General features: G+C 60.1%; 18 protein-coding genes. 11 read left to right on the forward strand and 7 right to left on the reverse strand.

From position 1 onward, the window contains the following. Positions 1–2: 2 nt before the first annotated feature. A complete protein-coding gene (locus Q7V46_RS13695; RefSeq protein WP_304914109.1) occupies positions 3–653 on the reverse strand; it encodes a LysE/ArgO family amino acid transporter in 651 nt (216 codons plus the stop codon). A 73-nt stretch (positions 654–726) separates the two neighbouring features. Here Q7V46_RS13695 and Q7V46_RS13700 point away from each other — a divergent pair, with 73 nt between their 5' ends. Beyond that, on the forward strand, positions 727–1,623 hold the full coding sequence (locus Q7V46_RS13700; protein ID WP_304914302.1) for a LysR family transcriptional regulator ArgP: 897 nt from the start codon (positions 727–729) through the stop codon (positions 1,621–1,623). Between the two features lie 50 nt (positions 1,624–1,673). Here Q7V46_RS13700 and Q7V46_RS13705 read toward each other — a convergent pair whose 3' ends face one another. Further along, entirely contained in the window at positions 1,674–2,558 is an 885-nt protein-coding gene (locus Q7V46_RS13705; RefSeq protein ID WP_304914110.1) for a LysR substrate-binding domain-containing protein, read from the reverse strand. Between the two features lie 189 nt (positions 2,559–2,747). Here Q7V46_RS13705 and Q7V46_RS13710 point away from each other — a divergent pair, with 189 nt between their 5' ends. The 9 genes from Q7V46_RS13710 (at position 2,748) to Q7V46_RS13750 (ending at position 10,499) form a co-directional block, all read left to right on the forward strand. Beyond that, positions 2,748–3,497: an SDR family NAD(P)-dependent oxidoreductase gene (locus Q7V46_RS13710; RefSeq protein ID WP_304914111.1), complete on the forward strand. Its 750-nt coding sequence runs from the start codon at positions 2,748–2,750 to the stop codon at positions 3,495–3,497. 13 nt (positions 3,498–3,510) lie between these two features. Next, entirely contained in the window at positions 3,511–4,362 is an 852-nt protein-coding gene (locus tag Q7V46_RS13715) for a transketolase (RefSeq protein ID WP_304914112.1), read from the forward strand. Next, positions 4,359–5,357, forward strand: coding sequence for a transketolase family protein (locus tag Q7V46_RS13720; protein ID WP_304914113.1), 999 nt, complete (start codon positions 4,359–4,361; stop codon positions 5,355–5,357). Before Q7V46_RS13715 ends, Q7V46_RS13720 begins: the two co-directional genes overlap by 4 nt. A 129-nt stretch (positions 5,358–5,486) precedes the next feature. Further along, positions 5,487–6,464 carry a TRAP transporter substrate-binding protein gene (locus Q7V46_RS13725; RefSeq protein WP_304914114.1) on the forward strand — a complete coding sequence of 326 codons (978 nt, stop codon included), beginning with the start codon at positions 5,487–5,489 and terminating at the stop codon, positions 6,462–6,464. Beyond that, entirely contained in the window at positions 6,461–7,024 is a 564-nt protein-coding gene (locus tag Q7V46_RS13730) for a TRAP transporter small permease (protein ID WP_304914115.1), read from the forward strand. Before Q7V46_RS13725 ends, Q7V46_RS13730 begins: the two co-directional genes overlap by 4 nt. Next, positions 7,021–8,280, forward strand: a complete 1,260-nt coding sequence (locus Q7V46_RS13735; RefSeq protein WP_304914116.1) for a TRAP transporter large permease — start codon at positions 7,021–7,023, stop codon at positions 8,278–8,280. The genes Q7V46_RS13730 and Q7V46_RS13735 overlap by 4 nt, the downstream gene beginning before the upstream one ends. Positions 8,281–8,323: 43 nt before the next feature. After that, positions 8,324–9,238 (forward strand): NAD(P)-dependent oxidoreductase, encoded by a 915-nt coding sequence (locus Q7V46_RS13740; RefSeq protein WP_304914117.1) that lies wholly within the window; start codon positions 8,324–8,326, stop codon positions 9,236–9,238. Positions 9,239–9,332: 94 nt separating this feature from the next. Next, entirely contained in the window at positions 9,333–9,671 is a 339-nt protein-coding gene (locus tag Q7V46_RS13745; protein WP_304914118.1) for a hypothetical protein, read from the forward strand. Further along, a complete protein-coding gene (locus Q7V46_RS13750) occupies positions 9,672–10,499 on the forward strand; it encodes an SDR family NAD(P)-dependent oxidoreductase (RefSeq protein WP_304914119.1) in 828 nt (275 codons plus the stop codon). A 366-nt stretch (positions 10,500–10,865) separates the two neighbouring features. Here Q7V46_RS13750 and Q7V46_RS13755 read toward each other — a convergent pair whose 3' ends face one another. From Q7V46_RS13755 to Q7V46_RS13775, 5 genes are all read right to left on the reverse strand, one after another. Then, positions 10,866–11,306: a hypothetical protein gene (locus Q7V46_RS13755; protein WP_304914120.1), complete on the reverse strand. Its 441-nt coding sequence runs from the start codon at positions 11,304–11,306 to the stop codon at positions 10,866–10,868. 199 nt (positions 11,307–11,505) lie between these two features. Continuing rightward, complete coding sequence (locus Q7V46_RS13760) at positions 11,506–12,309, reverse strand: hypothetical protein (RefSeq protein WP_304914121.1); 804 nt, start codon at positions 12,307–12,309, stop codon at positions 11,506–11,508. A gap of 118 nt (positions 12,310–12,427) precedes the next feature. Continuing rightward, complete coding sequence (locus Q7V46_RS13765) at positions 12,428–12,955, reverse strand: hypothetical protein (protein WP_304914122.1); 528 nt, start codon at positions 12,953–12,955, stop codon at positions 12,428–12,430. A 205-nt stretch (positions 12,956–13,160) separates the two neighbouring features. After that, on the reverse strand, positions 13,161–14,636 hold the full coding sequence (locus Q7V46_RS13770) for an Arm DNA-binding domain-containing protein (protein ID WP_304914123.1): 1,476 nt from the start codon (positions 14,634–14,636) through the stop codon (positions 13,161–13,163). Then, positions 14,629–14,874 carry a hypothetical protein gene (locus tag Q7V46_RS13775; RefSeq protein WP_304914124.1) on the reverse strand — a complete coding sequence of 82 codons (246 nt, stop codon included), beginning with the start codon at positions 14,872–14,874 and terminating at the stop codon, positions 14,629–14,631. Before Q7V46_RS13775 ends, Q7V46_RS13770 begins: the two co-directional genes overlap by 8 nt. Positions 14,875–15,016: 142 nt before the next feature. Here Q7V46_RS13775 and Q7V46_RS13780 point away from each other — a divergent pair, with 142 nt between their 5' ends. Further along, positions 15,017–15,211: a hypothetical protein gene (locus Q7V46_RS13780; protein ID WP_304914125.1), complete on the forward strand. Its 195-nt coding sequence runs from the start codon at positions 15,017–15,019 to the stop codon at positions 15,209–15,211. Positions 15,212–15,518: the final 307 nt, after the last annotated feature.

Genomic DNA, 15,518 nt, shown 5'->3' on the forward strand with positions numbered 1-15,518 from the left:
CCTCAGGCCACAATCAGCGCGTGGCGCACCAGCAGAGCTGAGAGCACCCACATGGTGACGCCGATGAGTCCGTCCAGCACTTGCCAGGCCCGTGGTCGGGCAAACCACGGGGCGAGCCACCGAGCGCCAAAACCCAGCAATGTGAACCACGCCATGCTTGCCGCGCTGGCCCCTGCCACGAACCAGCCTTGCAGCATGGCGGGCTGTTGCGCGCCGATGCTACCCACGAGCAACACAGTATCCAGATAGACGTGCGGATTGAGCAAGGTAAACGCGGCAGCCTGAGCCAGCGCCGCACCTCGATGCAGGCCATCGCCGCCGGGCGCAGCCTGCAAGCGACCTGCGTGTCGGACTCTCAGCAGCGCTTTCCATCCGTACCATGCAAGAAACAAGGCGCCCGCCAATGCCAATGCACGTGCCAGTTGGGGCCGATCGCCCAAGGCTTGGGCCATTCCGAAGACACCCGCAGCAATCAGCACTGCGTCGGCCACACCGCAAAACAGCACGACACTGCCCACGTGTTCACGACGCAAACCTTGCCGCAAGACAAATGCGTTTTGAGAGCCAATGGCCACGATGAGCCCGAAGCTCAGTGCGAGGCCTTGCAGGAAGACCGGCCATGCGACGGCCATGGTGGAGGGAAGCGAGTTCATTCGCATAGCTTGCCGAAGTGGCCTCATGAATGCAAACTACATTTCATTAGCCAACATTAGCAATACTTACTTCATGCTGGACTACCCTTCGCTGTACGCCCTCGCCGCCGTGTTGCGCGAAGGGAGCTTCGAGCGCGCGGCTCGCACACTTCATGTCACACCTTCGGCCATCTCTCAGCGCATTCGGTTGCTGGAAGAGCGTGCAGGCTGCGCGCTGGTGATCCGTGGTCAACCCTGTGAAGCAACTGAAACGGGACGCCAACTGTGCCAGCACGTCGATCGAGTTCTTTTGCTTGAACACGAGCTTCAAAGCAACGTTCCCTCACTTTTGCGTGATGAACAGCTCTGGATAAATGTGCCTATCGCAGTGAATGCGGACAGTCTGGCCACCTGGTTTGCAAAGGCCATGCCTCAGATGGTGGTACACGGGCCGGTCCTGTTGCAACTGTCCGTGGACGATGAGGGCCACACAACAGAATGGTTGCGCAGCGGCTCGGTACTGGCCGCCGTCACAGCCACTGAACAGCCAGCGGTCGGCTGCAGCAGTCAGCCCCTGGGTGCAATGAGGTACGTGGCGGCAGCCAGTCCGAGCTTTGTGGCGCGCCATTTTCCGAATGGTGTTGACCTAGAAGGCCTGCGCACAGCCCCAAGTCTTCGGTTCAACGCTAAGGATGAGCTTCAGCAACGGTGGATCATCCGCCTGTGCGGCCACCAGGTGGAGCCGCCTCGCCACGCACTGCCATCACCACAAGGGTTTGTGGCAGCTGCCATGGCTGGAATGGGCTGGGCGATGCATCCATTGGCTTTGATTGCGGATCAGCTGCGCAGCGGACAAATGGTCGAACTGGTGCCGAATACCCCTCTGGATGTACCCTTGTACTGGCAGCACACCAGGGCCGCCTCCACGTTGCTCGACTCCTTGACAAAAACTGTGGTCAAAGCCGCAAGCGAAGAGTTGCGGCAAGCGTAGTGGCTGCATCGATAGATTCACCGCCAAAGCGTCGTTTATCGCCCTAAAGCTCAAGTCTTCGCTGCTTCGCTGTGCAACCAGGACAAGAACGCTTCGACGGCGGGACGTTTGGCATGGCGCTCAGGGTATACGGCGAAGTGCGCCTTCACCCGGATCGCCTTCTCCATACCAAAAACCGCCTTCAGCCTGCCGTCAGACAGGTGGCCACCGGCATTCACCGCACTGTCCAGTGCTACGCCCAAACCTTGCATGGCAGCATCGAGCGACATCTGCGTTCGGTCAAATCGCAAGGGAAAGCGGTCAGGCGCGCGCATGTTGGTGAAACGTGCAAACCAGTCCGACCACTGCACCACATTCACATTGCTCTGTATCAGGGGGAGCTCCAGCAACTGCTCCATTCGCTTGAGCTTGTGCTGCTTGATGAACGCCGGACTGGCCATGGGTACGATGGACTCCTCGAACAATGGCTCCACGACCAGGTCGCCCCACTGCGGTGCGCCGTAGCGGATGTCAATGTCCGCCTGACCGAGCGCGAAATCGCTCGGCGTGTGCGCGGCAGAAAGGTTCAAGGAAATGTCGGGGTAGGCCTGCGCAAAGCGGTGAAGGCGTGGCATGAGCCAGAGGCTGGCCAGGCTGGGAGCCGAATGCACGTACAGACTGTTGCGAATGCCCTGGCGCAAATCATCGGTGGCCACCGCAATGGCATTGAGCGCGGACCCCACATGCAAGAGGTAGTGATCGCCTGCCGGGCTCAGGCGCACCCCGTGCGCGCTGCGCTCGAACAGGCGAATGCCCAGTTGAGCTTCCAGTCGAGAAATCTGATGACTGACTGCAGACGCCGTGAGGTGCAGTTCCGCTGCAGCGAGTGCAAAGCTTCGACGGCGCGCTACGGCTTCGAAGGCCTGGAGATTGGCAATGGGGGGCAAGGCAGACATGGGGACAACCCTGACTTCAGATGACGTTTCGTCATCTTACGCTGACATTTAATCGCTTGCCATCAACTTAGGCGGGTTTGAGAATCCGTTTCCAGAACAGGAGACAAGGCGCACAAGTGCCACGCCACACAAAGCCCGCCCGGGTCGGCGCGTCTCCTGCCTTTGTTCAAACCACAGGAGACAAGACTCATGTTGCTCATAGACCAGGTTGCCATCATCACCGGAGGCGCCGGCGTCAATGGCCTGGGGTTCGCCACCGCCCGCCTGATGGCTGCCCAAGGCGCCAAGGTGGCCATCCTCGATTTGGAACGTGCCGACCCCGTTGCAGCTGCCGCCCAATTGGGCGCAGGCCACATCGGCCTGATAGCAGACGTGACCGACAAGGCCTCTTGTGAAGCCGCCGCTGCGGCGGTACTCAAGGCCTTCGGCCGCATTGACACGCTGGTGAACAACGCAGGCATCACCCAACCGGTGAAGACGCTGGAGATCACTGGCGCCGACTACGACCGCATCCTCGACGTGAGCCTACGCGGCACGTTGTACATGTCGCAGGCTGTGTTGCCTTCCATGCGCATGCAAAAGAGCGGGTCCATCATCTGCATCTCTTCCGTGTCTGCGCAGCGCGGCGGCGGCATCCTCGGTGGCCCACACTATTCGGCCGCCAAGGCCGGGGTGCTTGGTCTGGCCCGCGCCATGGCACGCGAATTCGGTCCCGAGAGCATCCGGATCAACTGCATCACGCCCGGCCTGATTGGCACCGACATCATCAAGGGCAAGCTCACCGAAGAGAAGAAGGCCGAGATTGCAGAAACCATCCCGCTGGCCCGCCTTGGCCGCGCCGACGACATCGCCGGCGCCTGCGTTTTTCTGGCCAGCGACCTTTCCACCTATTGCACCGGTGTCACGCTTGACGTGAACGGCGGCATGCTGATTCATTGAGAAAGCCCCTGCCATGAACACTCCCACGAACACCCGCAGCTTGGCCGAGCGCGCGTACCGCATTCGCCGGTACGCCCTGCAGATGGGCGAGATCCAGGGCCAGGGCTACATCGGGCAGGCCCTAGGCTATGCCGATGTGCTGGCCGCCGCCTATTGCCACTCCATGCAGTTCCGCCCGAAGGAGCCCGAGTGGGATCAGCGGGACCGCTTCCTGCTTTCCCACGGGCACTACGCCATTGCCCACTATGCCGCCCTGATCGAGGCCGGCATCATCGAAGAAGCCGAGTTGGAAAGCTATGGTTGTGATGACAGCCGCCTGCCCATGTCCGGGATGGCAACCTACACGCCCGGCATGGAGATTTCGGGCGGATCGCTGGGCCAAGGGCTGCCGATCGGCGTGGGCATCGCGCTGGGCCTGCGCCACCAGGGCATCCCTGCGTTCGTCTACAACTCGATGTCCGATGGTGAACTCGACGAAGGATCGACCTGGGAAGCGGCCATGTCGGCTGCTCACCATCAGCTTTCCAATCTGATCTGCATGGTGGACATCAACAACCAGCAAGCAGACGGTCCCTCCGGCAAGGTCCTCGGCTTCGAGCCACTGGCTGACAAGTGGGAAGCCTTTGGCTGGCACGTACAGCGCGTCAACGGCAACGACCTGGCCGCTGTGGTGGCTGCATTTGATACCGCACGCAACCTCACGGACCCCCTGCCACGGATCATTCTGTGTGACACGCTGATGGGCAAGGGCGTGCCCTTCCTCGAACAGCGAGACAAGAACCATTTCATTCGCGTAGACCCGCCCGAGTGGCAGCAAGCCCTCGCAATACTGGACGAATCCTTCCATCAGGGAGCTGCAGCATGAACGCCACCACCGAGAAGAAACCTCGTCTCACCACCTCGGCCATGATCGCATCCATCGCCAATGAGGGACAGAAAGTGAAGGCTGCTCCGTTCGGCAAGGCGCTCGTGGAACTCGCCCAGACACACCCCGACATCGTGGGCATGACGGCGGACCTTGGCAAGTACACCGACCTGCACCTGTTCGGCCAGGCCTACCCCGAGCGCTACTTCCAGATGGGCATGGCAGAGCAGTTGCTGATGGCCGCTGCAGGGGGCATGGCCAAGACCGGCCTGATCCCTTTCGCGACCACCTACGCCGTGTTTGCGACCCGCCGAGCCTATGACTTCATCCATCAGGTCATCGCAGAGGAAGACCTGAACGTGAAAATCTGCGCCGCCCTGCCCGGGCTGACAACAGGCTACGGACCCAGCCACCAGGCCACAGAGGACATTGCCATGATGCGTGGCATCCCGGGACTGACGATTGTTGATCCCTGCGATGCGCTGGACACCGAACAGGCTGTGCCAGCAATTGCTCTGCACAAAGGCCCCGTCTATATGCGCCTGCTGCGCGGCAATGTGCCGCTGGTGCTCGACGAATACGACTACAAGTTCGAACTGGGCAAGGCCAAGATGCTGCGCGATGGGCGTGGCGTGCTGATCATTTCCTCCGGGCTGATGACCATGCGTGCACTGGAGACCGCAGCCAGACTGCAGACCGACAGCATCGATGTAGCGGTGCTGCATGTGCCCACCATCAAGCCGCTGGACGAAGCCACCATCCTGCGCGAGGCTGCAAAGCCAGGGCGCCTGGTGATCGTGGCAGAAAACCATTCGGTGGTGGGCGGATTGGGTGAGGCGGTTGCCAGTTTGCTGCTGCGCTCGAGGGTCACACCAGCGTTCCGTCAGATCGCCCTACCCGACGCCTTCCTTGATGCCGGCGCATTGCCCACCCTTCACGACCGCTACGGCATTTCAACCGAGGCCATGGTGCAGAGCATCAAGTCCTGGCTTTGATTCCATCCTTTCATTGGGAACATGCACACCGAGCGCGGCGCCGATCAGCGCCGGTGAGTACAACGCAAACCACACTCTTTCCGACAACGCCCGAAACGCCGGGCACCCCATCATCCACAGGAGACAAACATGAAAAAGCTACTCATCGCCATCGCCGCGGGCCTGACACTCGGCTCTGCCCCCGCCTGGGCCCAGGCGCAGAAAGTACTGCGCCTCTCGCACAACGCGGCCCCCGGCAACCCCAAGGCCGAAGCCTCTCTGAAATTCGCCCAGCTGGTCGAACAGAAGACCCAGGGCCGGCTAAAGGTTGAAGTCGGTGGCAGCGCACAGTACGGCGATGATGTCGAATCCCTCACCAACATGCGCCTGGGCACACTGGCCTTCAGCGCCAATTCACAGGGCACAACGTCGGGTGTGATCCCGCAGTTTTCTGTCATTGGTTTGCCCTTTCTGTTCCGCGATCTGCCCCACGCCTACAAGGTGGTAGACGGTCCGGTTGGCGAAAAACTCGGAGAGATGGCGAAGGCCAAAGGCTTGGTGCTGCTGGCCTTCTGGGACAACGGCATTCGCCACACCAGCAACAACAAACGACCCATCACCAAACCTGAAGACCTGGCAGGGATCAAGCTGCGCACGCCTCCAGACCCGATCACCATGGACATCTTCAAGGCCCTGGGCGCCAATCCGGCGCCACTGGCCTTCTCCGAGCTCTACATCGCATTGCAGCAAGGCGTGTTTGACGGCCAGGAAAACCCATTGATGAACATTCACTCATCGAAGCTGCATGAGGTGCAAAAATTCATCTCGCTGACCGGCCACAAATATGAGACCACGCCTCTGCTCGCCAGCCGGATGTTGTTCGACACGCTTTCACCTGCCGATCAGAAGGCTGTTCGCGAAGCTGCCGCCGAAGCGGGCGAGCTCAATCGCCAGGCTTCGCTGGCTGCAGATGCAGACCTGCGAAAAAAGCTGGCTGCTGCAGGGGTTCAGATCAATGAGGTTGATCAGGCGCCCTTTGCAGCCAAGACAAAGTCCGTCTACGACAAGTGGTCCAGTCAGTTTCCAGAGTTGGTTCAACTGGTGATCAGCGAAGCGGCAAAGCCATGAAGAACGCCGCCCAGCCAAGCGGCGCGGGCGGGGCCGGTCTGGCGGCCACGCTGGTTCGCTATATCGACGGCACCTTGGTGATCGCTTGCATCGTGCTGGCGATCTCCAGCCTGGTGGTGATGTTCTTGTCACTGATGGCCGAGGTGGTGGTGCGCTACGTCACCAGCCAGGGCATGGGCTGGCCAAGCGAAATGCCAAATATCCTGTTCCCATGGCTGGTAATGAGTGGCGTGGTGCTCGGTGCACAACGTGGCCAGCACATCGCCGTGACCGCGCTGCTCAGGTTCCTCGGACGTACGGGCAACCGCATCCTGCTGCTGGCGCTGCAGGTATTGATCGCCGTCACGTTCTTCTACCTTGCTTATGTCGGTCTCGATGTGCTGGAGATCACCGGCTCCGAGGAATTTCCCGTCACGGGTATCACGGCCTTCTGGGCCTATCTGGCCCTGATCGCTGGCTTTATCGGTCTTGGCGTGACGGCGTTGACGACGCTCGTTCAACTGTGCCAGGCAAGCAATCCACTGAGCGTGCGCATGCACCACATTGAGGACGACATATGACGCTCATGATGCTATTGGTGTTTGGTTTGCTGCTGGTATTGGCATTGCCGGTTGGCTACGCGCTCATCATCAGCTCTGGCCTGGCGGCGATCACCGTGGGTGGCATACCCAGTGTGGCAGCTGTGGTCAAAATTTTCCAGCCTACCCAGAGTTTCCCGCTGCTGGCGATTCCGTTCTTTGTCCTTTCTGGACATCTGATGATGGGCGGCATACTGGGCTCCAAGCTGATCCATTTCGCCACCTCGCTGGTTGGCCGATTTCATGGGGGCCTGGGCCAGGTCACCGTGGTGGGCTCTACCGTTTTCGGCGGTGTCTCTGGCTCAGCCGTCGCAGAGGCGTCGGCGCTCGGCTCGATGCTGATTCCCTGGCAGAAGCGAGAAGGCTACCCAGGCGCATTCTGCGCTGCGGTGACCGCGTCCTCCTCGGTGATCGCTGGCCTGATTCCGCCGTCGATTCCGCTGATCGTCTACGCAGCTGTGTCCAATGCGTCGATTGCTTCTTTGTTTCTGGCGGGTCTGATCCCAGGAGGGCTTCTCTGCCTGGGGTTCATGCTGGTGTGTTACCTGACGGGTCGCCTACGAGGCTTCCCTCGCCTCACGCAGGAAGTGACCGCCCGTGGCGTTCTGAAAGCCGCACTTGCCGCCGCCCCTGCGTTGGCCATGCCAGCCTTCATCGTGATTCTGCTTCGAGCCGGCATCGCTACGCCTACCGAAGTGAGCGTGATGGCCGTGTTCTACGGCCTGCTCGTCAGCTCGATGCTCTACCGCGATCTCAGCATGCGACGCCTTTACGACGCGTTGGTGCACACAGCGGTCACCACCGGTGTGGTGATGCTGGTGATCGCCGCATCCAATCTGGTCGGCTATGTTCTGACCGTTGAGGCTGTGCCCACATTGGTGGCCGAATGGTCGGTCGACGTTCTGAAGAACCCGATCCTGATCATCCTCATGATGAATCTCATCATGCTCGTGGTGGGCATGTTTCTTGACCTGCCGGCTGCCATCCTGCTGCTAGGGCCCACTTTCGTGGCCATTGGAAGCGTGATCGGCCTGGACCTGATACAGCTTGGGATCATGATGGCGGTGAACCTGAGCATTGGTCTCTTCACCCCACCTGTTGGCACCACGCTTTTCATCGGGGCGGCGATCTCCAAAGAGCCGGTTGGGGCGATTGTGAAAGAGCTCTGGCCGTTCTATCTGGTGGCGCTGGCAGTGCTGGGCATTGTGTCCTTCGTGCCAGCGGCCACGTTCTACTGACTGTTGCTTGCTCCTGCGGTCACGTCATTCTGAAAGGCACACCATGTTCCAACTTGCATTCATCGGCCTGGGTGCGATGGGATTACCCATGGCCAGAAATCTGCTGCGAAATCGTTTTGCTGTGCGGGGCTTCGACATCAACCCTCAGGCAATGCAGCTCCTCGTGGCAGAAGGGGGCGTGGCAACCCAATCGACTCGGGAAGCAGCTTGCGACGCTGAGCTGTTGATCCTCATGGTGGTCAACGCGGCACAGGCCGAAGACATTCTGTTCGAGGGTGAGGCCCTGGATGCAATGGCACCCGGCGGCATCGTATGCCTGATGGCCACCTGCCCGCCCGGATCGGTCGAACGAATCGCCGCAAGAGTGACCAGCAGCGGCCGCCGCTTTGTCGATGCCCCCGTATCGGGGGGAACCGCCGGTGCCATTGCCGGTACGCTCACCGTCATGGCGGCGTGTGAAGCCTCCACCTTCACCGCCGTCAGGCCAGTTTTCGAAGTCCTGGGGAAACGCATCTTTCATGTCGGCACACAACCAGGACAAGGTGCCATGGTTAAAACGGTGAACCAGTTGCTGTGCGGTGTGCACATCGCGGTGGCGGCAGAAGCGTTCTCTCTAGCAGCCAAAGTCGGAGTTGATCTGAAAGTGCTGCTGGACATCATGGGGGGGTCGTCGGCATCCAGCTGGATGCTCAAGGACCGGGGGCCACGAATGATTCAGCCAGACCCCCAAGTCACCAGCGCAGTTGACATCTTCGTCAAAGATCTCGGGATCGTTCTCGAAACCGGACGAGAAACACAGACCGCCTTGCCAATCGCAGCCGTTGCACACCAGATGTTCCTGGCCACGGCTGGCCGGGGTGATGGGCGTGCCGACGACAGTCAGGTCATTCGGAGCTACTCTGCTCTTAGCGGAGTCGCATCTCTTTCATCTGGGTGCGGATCTGTGTGTAATATTTAGCATTGATCGGGATTCACGCCAAGACCTCTGCCGCACGGACCCCTTTCAGGCCGATGTGAGGTTGAAGTTGGAGTGGTTTTATGGAGGCTGTTCCTTGGCCCACCTTTTTTGTACTGAACACATCACCTCATTGGGTATCTCCGAGAAACTTTGGAAAGCCCGGTTTGACTCCACACCCCCCTGTGTCGTCCAGGATGGCCACCGCCAACGCTTGTTTGGCCGGCTTCAATGGTTGAGCCAGACCTTGATTAGAAAGGCCTATCTGCTAGGAGAGCACTATTCGATGGGCAATACCTACCTTTTTGTGATCCGTGGTTGGAGCAAGCTGGTGGGCTTGAACCTATCGGACTTCACTCACCCGCAAGTGCTATTGGCCCGTGTCGGCAGTCACCCAGCGGTGCAGCGGACGTTGGCTTTCGAGGGGATGGCGTAAGTGAAAAGCTGGTTCATTACTGGTATTTCCCGCGGCTTGGGTCTGGCCTTGGCCCGGGCGGTGCTGGCGGACGGCGACACCGTCGTCGGTACCGTGCGGGGGACGGCCGCACCGCTGACAGCCGATGCAGGACGACTTCGGCTGCTTCACGCGGACATGGCCGACGAAGCCGCCGCCGTGTCAACGGTTCATGAGGCCTTCCAGGCACATGGGCCGATCGACGTCGTCGTCAACAACGCCGGCTACGGGCTGCTGGGTACGGTCGAAACTTCCACCGACGAGGAATTGCGGCACCTCTTCGAAGTGGACGTCTTCGCCCCGATCCGTGTCGTGCGAACCGCCTTGCCATACCTGCGGACACAAGGTAGCGGACACATTGTCAACATCACATCCATCGCCGGTCGCGCGCCGGGACCGGGCATTGCGCTCTACGCGGCGGCAAAGCATGCACTCGAAGGGTTTTCGGCGTCGCTGGCCCAAGAACTCGCGCCGCTGGGAATTCGAGTCACCGCTGTGGCCCCCGGCCAATTCCGCACGGATTTCCTGGACCAGCGTTCGGTGCGCATGAGCCGCCCAGCCGACTCGGCCTACGACACCTCCGTGGGGACCAGTCTGGTAGCACTGGACAAGATCAACCATCATCAACTGGGGGATCCCGCCAGGGCGGCGCGCGCCATCATTGAGGCCGTGCGCTCGGACAAACCACCGCTGCATCTGCTGCTGGGCTCCGACGCCCTGCGGCGTGCACGCGAGAAGTCGGCGGCTCAGGCCAGCGAGATGGAGGCCTGGGAAGCACTAAGCAAGGGCACCGACTGCGACGACCTCTGAGCCTCTGGCAGCCTCAATGGCATAGATGCGTACGACACTGCCGCGCCACAGAGCCTCGTGCGCTGTGAAACTTCGGGCCTTGAGCGCCTTGGACACCATCAGCACCTTCTGGCTGGCGAATGCGCTGTCGCCATACGTGCACTGTTAGTGTCCGTACCGACCTGCCTCCTCGAGACGTACCATCCAAGAATTGGGGAGTCCCCGCAACGGGCCTACTCACTTTGCAAGTATCAAATGTCTCCGGGTGGAGGCAAGGCCGTCGATCCCGGTGGCGAACGACATGACTGTAGCTAAAGGACGGCACAGAGCCAGTGGCACTCCACCAAAAGTCGATCACCGCAATCTCACGGCCTCGACCATGAACCATCATTGAGAAGGCGTCCTCGCACACTGACTCCGGTCGCTGTTGCAGATGAACCGCGTTCCCGTTTCCCGTATCTCCATCTTCAGCTCCTCGCCCTTCTTCAGCACGATCACGTCGAAGAGCGGGTAGAAGGCATCGGCGGTCTCCACCACCATGCCGTGTGGCCGAAGAGCACGACCTGCATCCGCTGGGGTAACGGAGATTGCAGGACCAATGGAAACGACCTTCGCCACCCGAAAGTACATCAGGAGGCCCCACACATGTATGAGCAGCGCAGCGATGGCGGCGGTCAGCAGGATGTACCACCACCATCGGCTTTCGTATCCCTCACTGTCGCTATTCGGCGATGTCGTCGGATGTTTCTCTGGCCACGAACTGCCGTTTCTGTTGGTTGGTTCTGATTCGCTCGGTGTCGATGGTGGCCGGGATGGATCGGGGGTCATGAAGTGGCTTTCAATGTTGTGATGAATGAAGATGTTTTGGGCTGGCTGTGCCGAGGGAAGCGCTTGACAAAGCGTTCACGGCAAACTCAGACACACCCTCTCAAAAAGGCTCTCATGCAAGTGCTCGCTGTCAAGGGTGACTCGTGTACTCCGCAGACCGATAAACATCGCTGCGGGTTGTTTGGATTGAGTCAATCGATCAAACGCCTTTGAGCACCTGCCCTGCTCCCCACTCCGCCTGAATCGGCAGGTTGCTCAAATGCACCGCTGCGGCAATGCGGGCCACCTGCTCAGCGTTACGCACATCGCGCGGCGCTTGGTCCAGCACGGCGGTCATAGTCTCTCCCCTGGCTGGGTCCTGGCTACGCAGATCGCGCAATGCGTCTTCCAGCAGCAGTAGCTTGATCTTCTGCACCTCTGCGGGCGTGATCCCGTCCGGCCCGTAGTGGGTTTTCACATAAGGGTGTGCGCAGTGGAACAAGGCGCAGGACTGCACAAAGGCGGCCGTGAAAACAAAGCCACGTTCCCGGGTATCGATCACCTTCATGCCCGCAGCTCTCTGTCCAGCCCGAATGGCTTCACGCAGGGGAAGAAGCGCCGGCATGGGTACAGCTGGGTCACCACCCTTGGGCAGGCGCATGTGGTGGAACACCTCCACCATCAGGTTGTCCTGGAACACCTTGTTCAGGAAGCGTTCCAGGAAAGTGTCATTCACCTGCGGGCGTTCAGCGTGCATGCGGTTGCGCAGCAGGCTGACCCACTTGGGATGCATGCGCATCGGATCACCGGGGAGGTAGACCTCGGGCACTTCTCGCGTGGGAGGAAGCGCCACCGGGCCGGTCAGGCCCTGCAGGATGAGTGAATCCGCGGGCACCAGTGGTGCATGCTGAGCGAGGCCAGCGCTGGGCACTGGTGGAAAAACACTCACCTTCTGCGCGCGCACCGGGCGGCTGGTGCTGTTTGCAGAAGAAGCGTGAACATTGCGTCGGATGGGATTGTTCATGATGTGTCCTTTGGTGCAATGAAGGTTTCAGAGATTGGTCTCAGGGGGCAAAGCAGTCGTGGACGGAGTGAAGCGCGCACAGACAGAAGTGGCTTGCGGTTTCACCCCTCCAAACCGGTCAGGTCGCCTTGCGCAGCGGTGAGTTCTTGTTGGGAGACTTGGGCGCCATATCCGTCCTATCCGCCCTATTCGCCCTATTCGCCCTCTCACCCTTCTCCGCACGGTCTGCAGGCGCTGGCTGTTTCGCTCGACCACCCGGCATCACCGGAAACACCGTTTCAGGGGCCATCAAGGCAAGCGTGATTTCGAAAGCATCGGTGTCGGTGAAGACAGCCAGTGGCAGGACGGCTTTATCCAGCGCCTCTCTCAGTCGCATGGCCGCCTCTTTGCCCAGTGCGTTGTGGCACCTGTCGGAGAGGCCGACGAGCCCGATGGCGAACAACTTGTGCACTTTCACGGTGTTTTCAGCTTGAGGTGGCCTTGGCCCACTGGCCGTGGCGCTACCTGCTGCTTGGGTGGCTTGAGTGGTTTCGGCATCCGGCTTGTTTGTGCTGGCCTTCGCCCTGGATCGGCTTTTCTTCGTTGCAGCTGCACCCGGCTTGTTTGGTGCGGCAGCTGGTTTGGTGCTGGTGGTCTTGCGGTTCATGGGAATCCTTTTCATGGGTGGCGTTGAAGGGAAACGGTTCGAGGTGTCTGGTCTGCCTTGCGGCGGTGGCTTCTGCATTGGCTGAGCGCTGGCTGAGGTCTGATCTGACGTTCGACAGGCAAAGCTCCGCCCTGCCCTCTGGCTCACCGTTTCTGAAACTCGGTAGCTGAGAGGGTTGAAGGTTTTGGCTGGGAGGTTGGAGGGCTTAGCAGCCCATGGCGGTTACTGCGTTCGCTCTGCTGTATTGCGGGTGCGGCACAGAGAACGAATTCGCAGGAAACCACCGGACACCCGGCGGTGGCTGGGCATCACCGGGGGCCTGTCGCTGTGCTTTGGCGCGTTGGCCTGAGATGCCCCTGGGCTTGGGTGTGGGTTGTGGGCTCTGCTGGTCGGCCGTCACGTACAGCGGAAGGCCGGGCGCACCAGTCTGGCTTGAAGAGGCATCCGGCTGGTGGCGCACCAGGGGGCCGTGGTTCATCCGGTTGGCCAGCAGGCGTTCCATGGCCGAGCCGTCCTGGCGGGTCATGTTGGGCACGTACCGGCTGTAGGTGCGAAACAGCATTTCGGTGCTGGTGTGGCCCAGTTGCCGTGCGATCCATTCGGGTGCTTCGCCCGAGGCCAGCCACAGGGTGGCGGCGGTGTGCCGCATCTGGTACGGGCGGCGCTGCTCGTAGCCCAGGTGGCGCAGCAAGGGATACCAGACCCGCTTGGTGAAGTTGGTGTTGTCCAGGGGTTGGCCCAGCAGGTTGCAGAAGACGTATTCCGACACTTTCCCGGTGACTTGATGCTGGCGCAGCAAGGCATCGAACACCGGCTGGCTCATCTGGATGTCGCGCTGGCTGCCGTCGGTCTTGGTGTAGTCGTCTTCACCCAGCACGTGGGTCTCACGCACCAGGATCAGCCGATGATCGAAGTCAAGGTATTTCCATTTCAGTCCATTGATCTCGCCGGTGCGCATGCCGGTAAAGAAGCGCACCATCAGGTAGTCCTTGAAGTCAGAACGGATGGTGGCCAGGATGGTTTGCACCTGATCCAGCGAGAACGGCTGGATATCGGCCTTGCGCACCCGAAGGCGTTTCACGTTCACAGCGGGTGAGGTGAACTCGAAGCGTTCTGCGGCTTCGGCCATGATCTGTCTGAGCGTGCCCATGATCTCGTTGATGCGCTTGGCAGACAGGCCCGTGCTTTCTCCACGACCGGGTTCTTTGGCCAAAGCGGCACGAAATGCCAAGACGTCCGTCTTGGTGATGCTGGCGATGGGCTTCTGACCGAAGTGCGGCTTGATGCGGCCATCGAGTGTAGAGAGCAGCGAGCGGATGTGGCTGCGGCGCCATTCGATGCTGCGTTCTTGTACCCACTGGTCCGCGAAGTCGCTGAAGGTGGGGCCTGCAGCTGACTCGGCCAACACCTCCGGCGGGGCAGGTGCAACTGACAGGACCGATGGGGTCTCCTCCACCTGAGGTTTCGTGAAACGCGCCAGCGCCTTGCTTGAGGGGAAATAGGCTTTGTAGTCAAACGAGCCTGCCTCGATCTCTGCCTCGATGCGTGCCAGTACTTTTTCCATTTTCCGGCGGTTCACAGGGCTGTCAGGCAGCGCGGTGTATTCGCGGCAGCGTTGACCCTGGTAGCGGAAGTCGAAAAAGAGCATGCCATTCGGCTTGTGCACACGAATGTTAGGCATGGAGCATTCCTCCATTCGCCATAGGGATCCCCGTCATGCCCACCGGTCTCGTCTGGGAGACGGACTTCATGTCCCGCTCGATCGTCTCCCACACGTAAAGGATCTTTCGGCCCCCAAAGGGCCGAAAGTAGTGAACGCCCTCAATCAACACGCTGTCCTTGAGGCGTTCGCGGATGGTGCGCACGTCGTACTTGATCCGTGTGGACAGTTCGTCAGTGGTCAACAACTCAGATGTCATCGCTTACTCCTTGTTATGTCTACCGTACGTATTGGTAGACAAACAAATACTAAGCGACATCAACAGAAAAGCAAGAGGTCTACCGATGATTTTTTCTAGAGATATGGCGATTGGCTAAAATATCGGCAACCAGGACTGACCCATGGAACGAAGCCAACTGAATTTGCGCATGTCTGAACAACTGGGGAAGCTCATCGATGCCAAGCGCATTGAGCTTTCTCAAACCATGGGCGTGATCCCGAGTCGCTCAGACATCCTGCGCTTCGCGTTGTCGCAGTACCTCAACGTGGATCTGAGTCAAACGGAACAAGACCGGCGGCGGACCGGCGAGGCATAGCTTGCCGTTTCCGTCCTTAAGGAAGCTTGCGCCGCCCTGATCAACCGCCCACCGCTGGCGGTCCTAGGCACCCACTGGAGGCCAGCGGGCGGAAAGCACACATTGACAGACAGGTTGCCCTTGGACCGCAGGGGGTCGTTCAATCGCATGCACTGTTTCAGCATCTGCTGAAACAGGCGTTTTGAATGAAATTCTGCGGAATACCTGTAGCTTCCATCCTGAAGTGCCCAGCATTCTGAGCACGTAAACAGTCACGGTCCAGCTCCCAGCTTGGAACCCGGTGAAGCTTGTGCCTCCAGTTCGTCTG

The organism is Hydrogenophaga sp. (genome assembly GCF_030651625.1).
Taxonomy (GTDB): domain Bacteria; phylum Pseudomonadota; class Gammaproteobacteria; order Burkholderiales; family Burkholderiaceae_C; genus Hydrogenophaga.

Excerpts from the sequence above, each read along its gene's own strand:
- Q7V46_RS13695 (WP_304914109.1), bottom strand. The coding sequence starts at position 653 with ATGAACTCGCTTCCCTCCACCATGGCCGTCGCATGGCCGGTCTTCCTG.
- Q7V46_RS13700 (WP_304914302.1), top strand. The coding sequence starts at position 727 with ATGCTGGACTACCCTTCGCTGTACGCCCTCGCCGCCGTGTTGCGCGAA.
- Q7V46_RS13705 (WP_304914110.1), bottom strand. The coding sequence starts at position 2,558 with ATGTCTGCCTTGCCCCCCATTGCCAATCTCCAGGCCTTCGAAGCCGTA.
- Q7V46_RS13710 (WP_304914111.1), top strand. The coding sequence starts at position 2,748 with ATGTTGCTCATAGACCAGGTTGCCATCATCACCGGAGGCGCCGGCGTC.
- Q7V46_RS13715 (WP_304914112.1), top strand. The coding sequence starts at position 3,511 with ATGAACACTCCCACGAACACCCGCAGCTTGGCCGAGCGCGCGTACCGC.
- Q7V46_RS13720 (WP_304914113.1), top strand. The coding sequence starts at position 4,359 with ATGAACGCCACCACCGAGAAGAAACCTCGTCTCACCACCTCGGCCATG.
- Q7V46_RS13725 (WP_304914114.1), top strand. The coding sequence starts at position 5,487 with ATGAAAAAGCTACTCATCGCCATCGCCGCGGGCCTGACACTCGGCTCT.
- Q7V46_RS13730 (WP_304914115.1), top strand. The coding sequence starts at position 6,461 with ATGAAGAACGCCGCCCAGCCAAGCGGCGCGGGCGGGGCCGGTCTGGCG.
- Q7V46_RS13735 (WP_304914116.1), top strand. The coding sequence starts at position 7,021 with ATGACGCTCATGATGCTATTGGTGTTTGGTTTGCTGCTGGTATTGGCA.
- Q7V46_RS13740 (WP_304914117.1), top strand. The coding sequence starts at position 8,324 with ATGTTCCAACTTGCATTCATCGGCCTGGGTGCGATGGGATTACCCATG.
- Q7V46_RS13755 (WP_304914120.1), bottom strand. The coding sequence starts at position 11,306 with ATGACCCCCGATCCATCCCGGCCACCATCGACACCGAGCGAATCAGAA.
- Q7V46_RS13760 (WP_304914121.1), bottom strand. The coding sequence starts at position 12,309 with ATGAACAATCCCATCCGACGCAATGTTCACGCTTCTTCTGCAAACAGC.
- Q7V46_RS13765 (WP_304914122.1), bottom strand. The coding sequence starts at position 12,955 with ATGAACCGCAAGACCACCAGCACCAAACCAGCTGCCGCACCAAACAAG.
- Q7V46_RS13770 (WP_304914123.1), bottom strand. The coding sequence starts at position 14,636 with ATGCCTAACATTCGTGTGCACAAGCCGAATGGCATGCTCTTTTTCGAC.
- Q7V46_RS13775 (WP_304914124.1), bottom strand. The coding sequence starts at position 14,874 with ATGACATCTGAGTTGTTGACCACTGACGAACTGTCCACACGGATCAAG.
- Q7V46_RS13780 (WP_304914125.1), top strand. The coding sequence starts at position 15,017 with ATGGAACGAAGCCAACTGAATTTGCGCATGTCTGAACAACTGGGGAAG.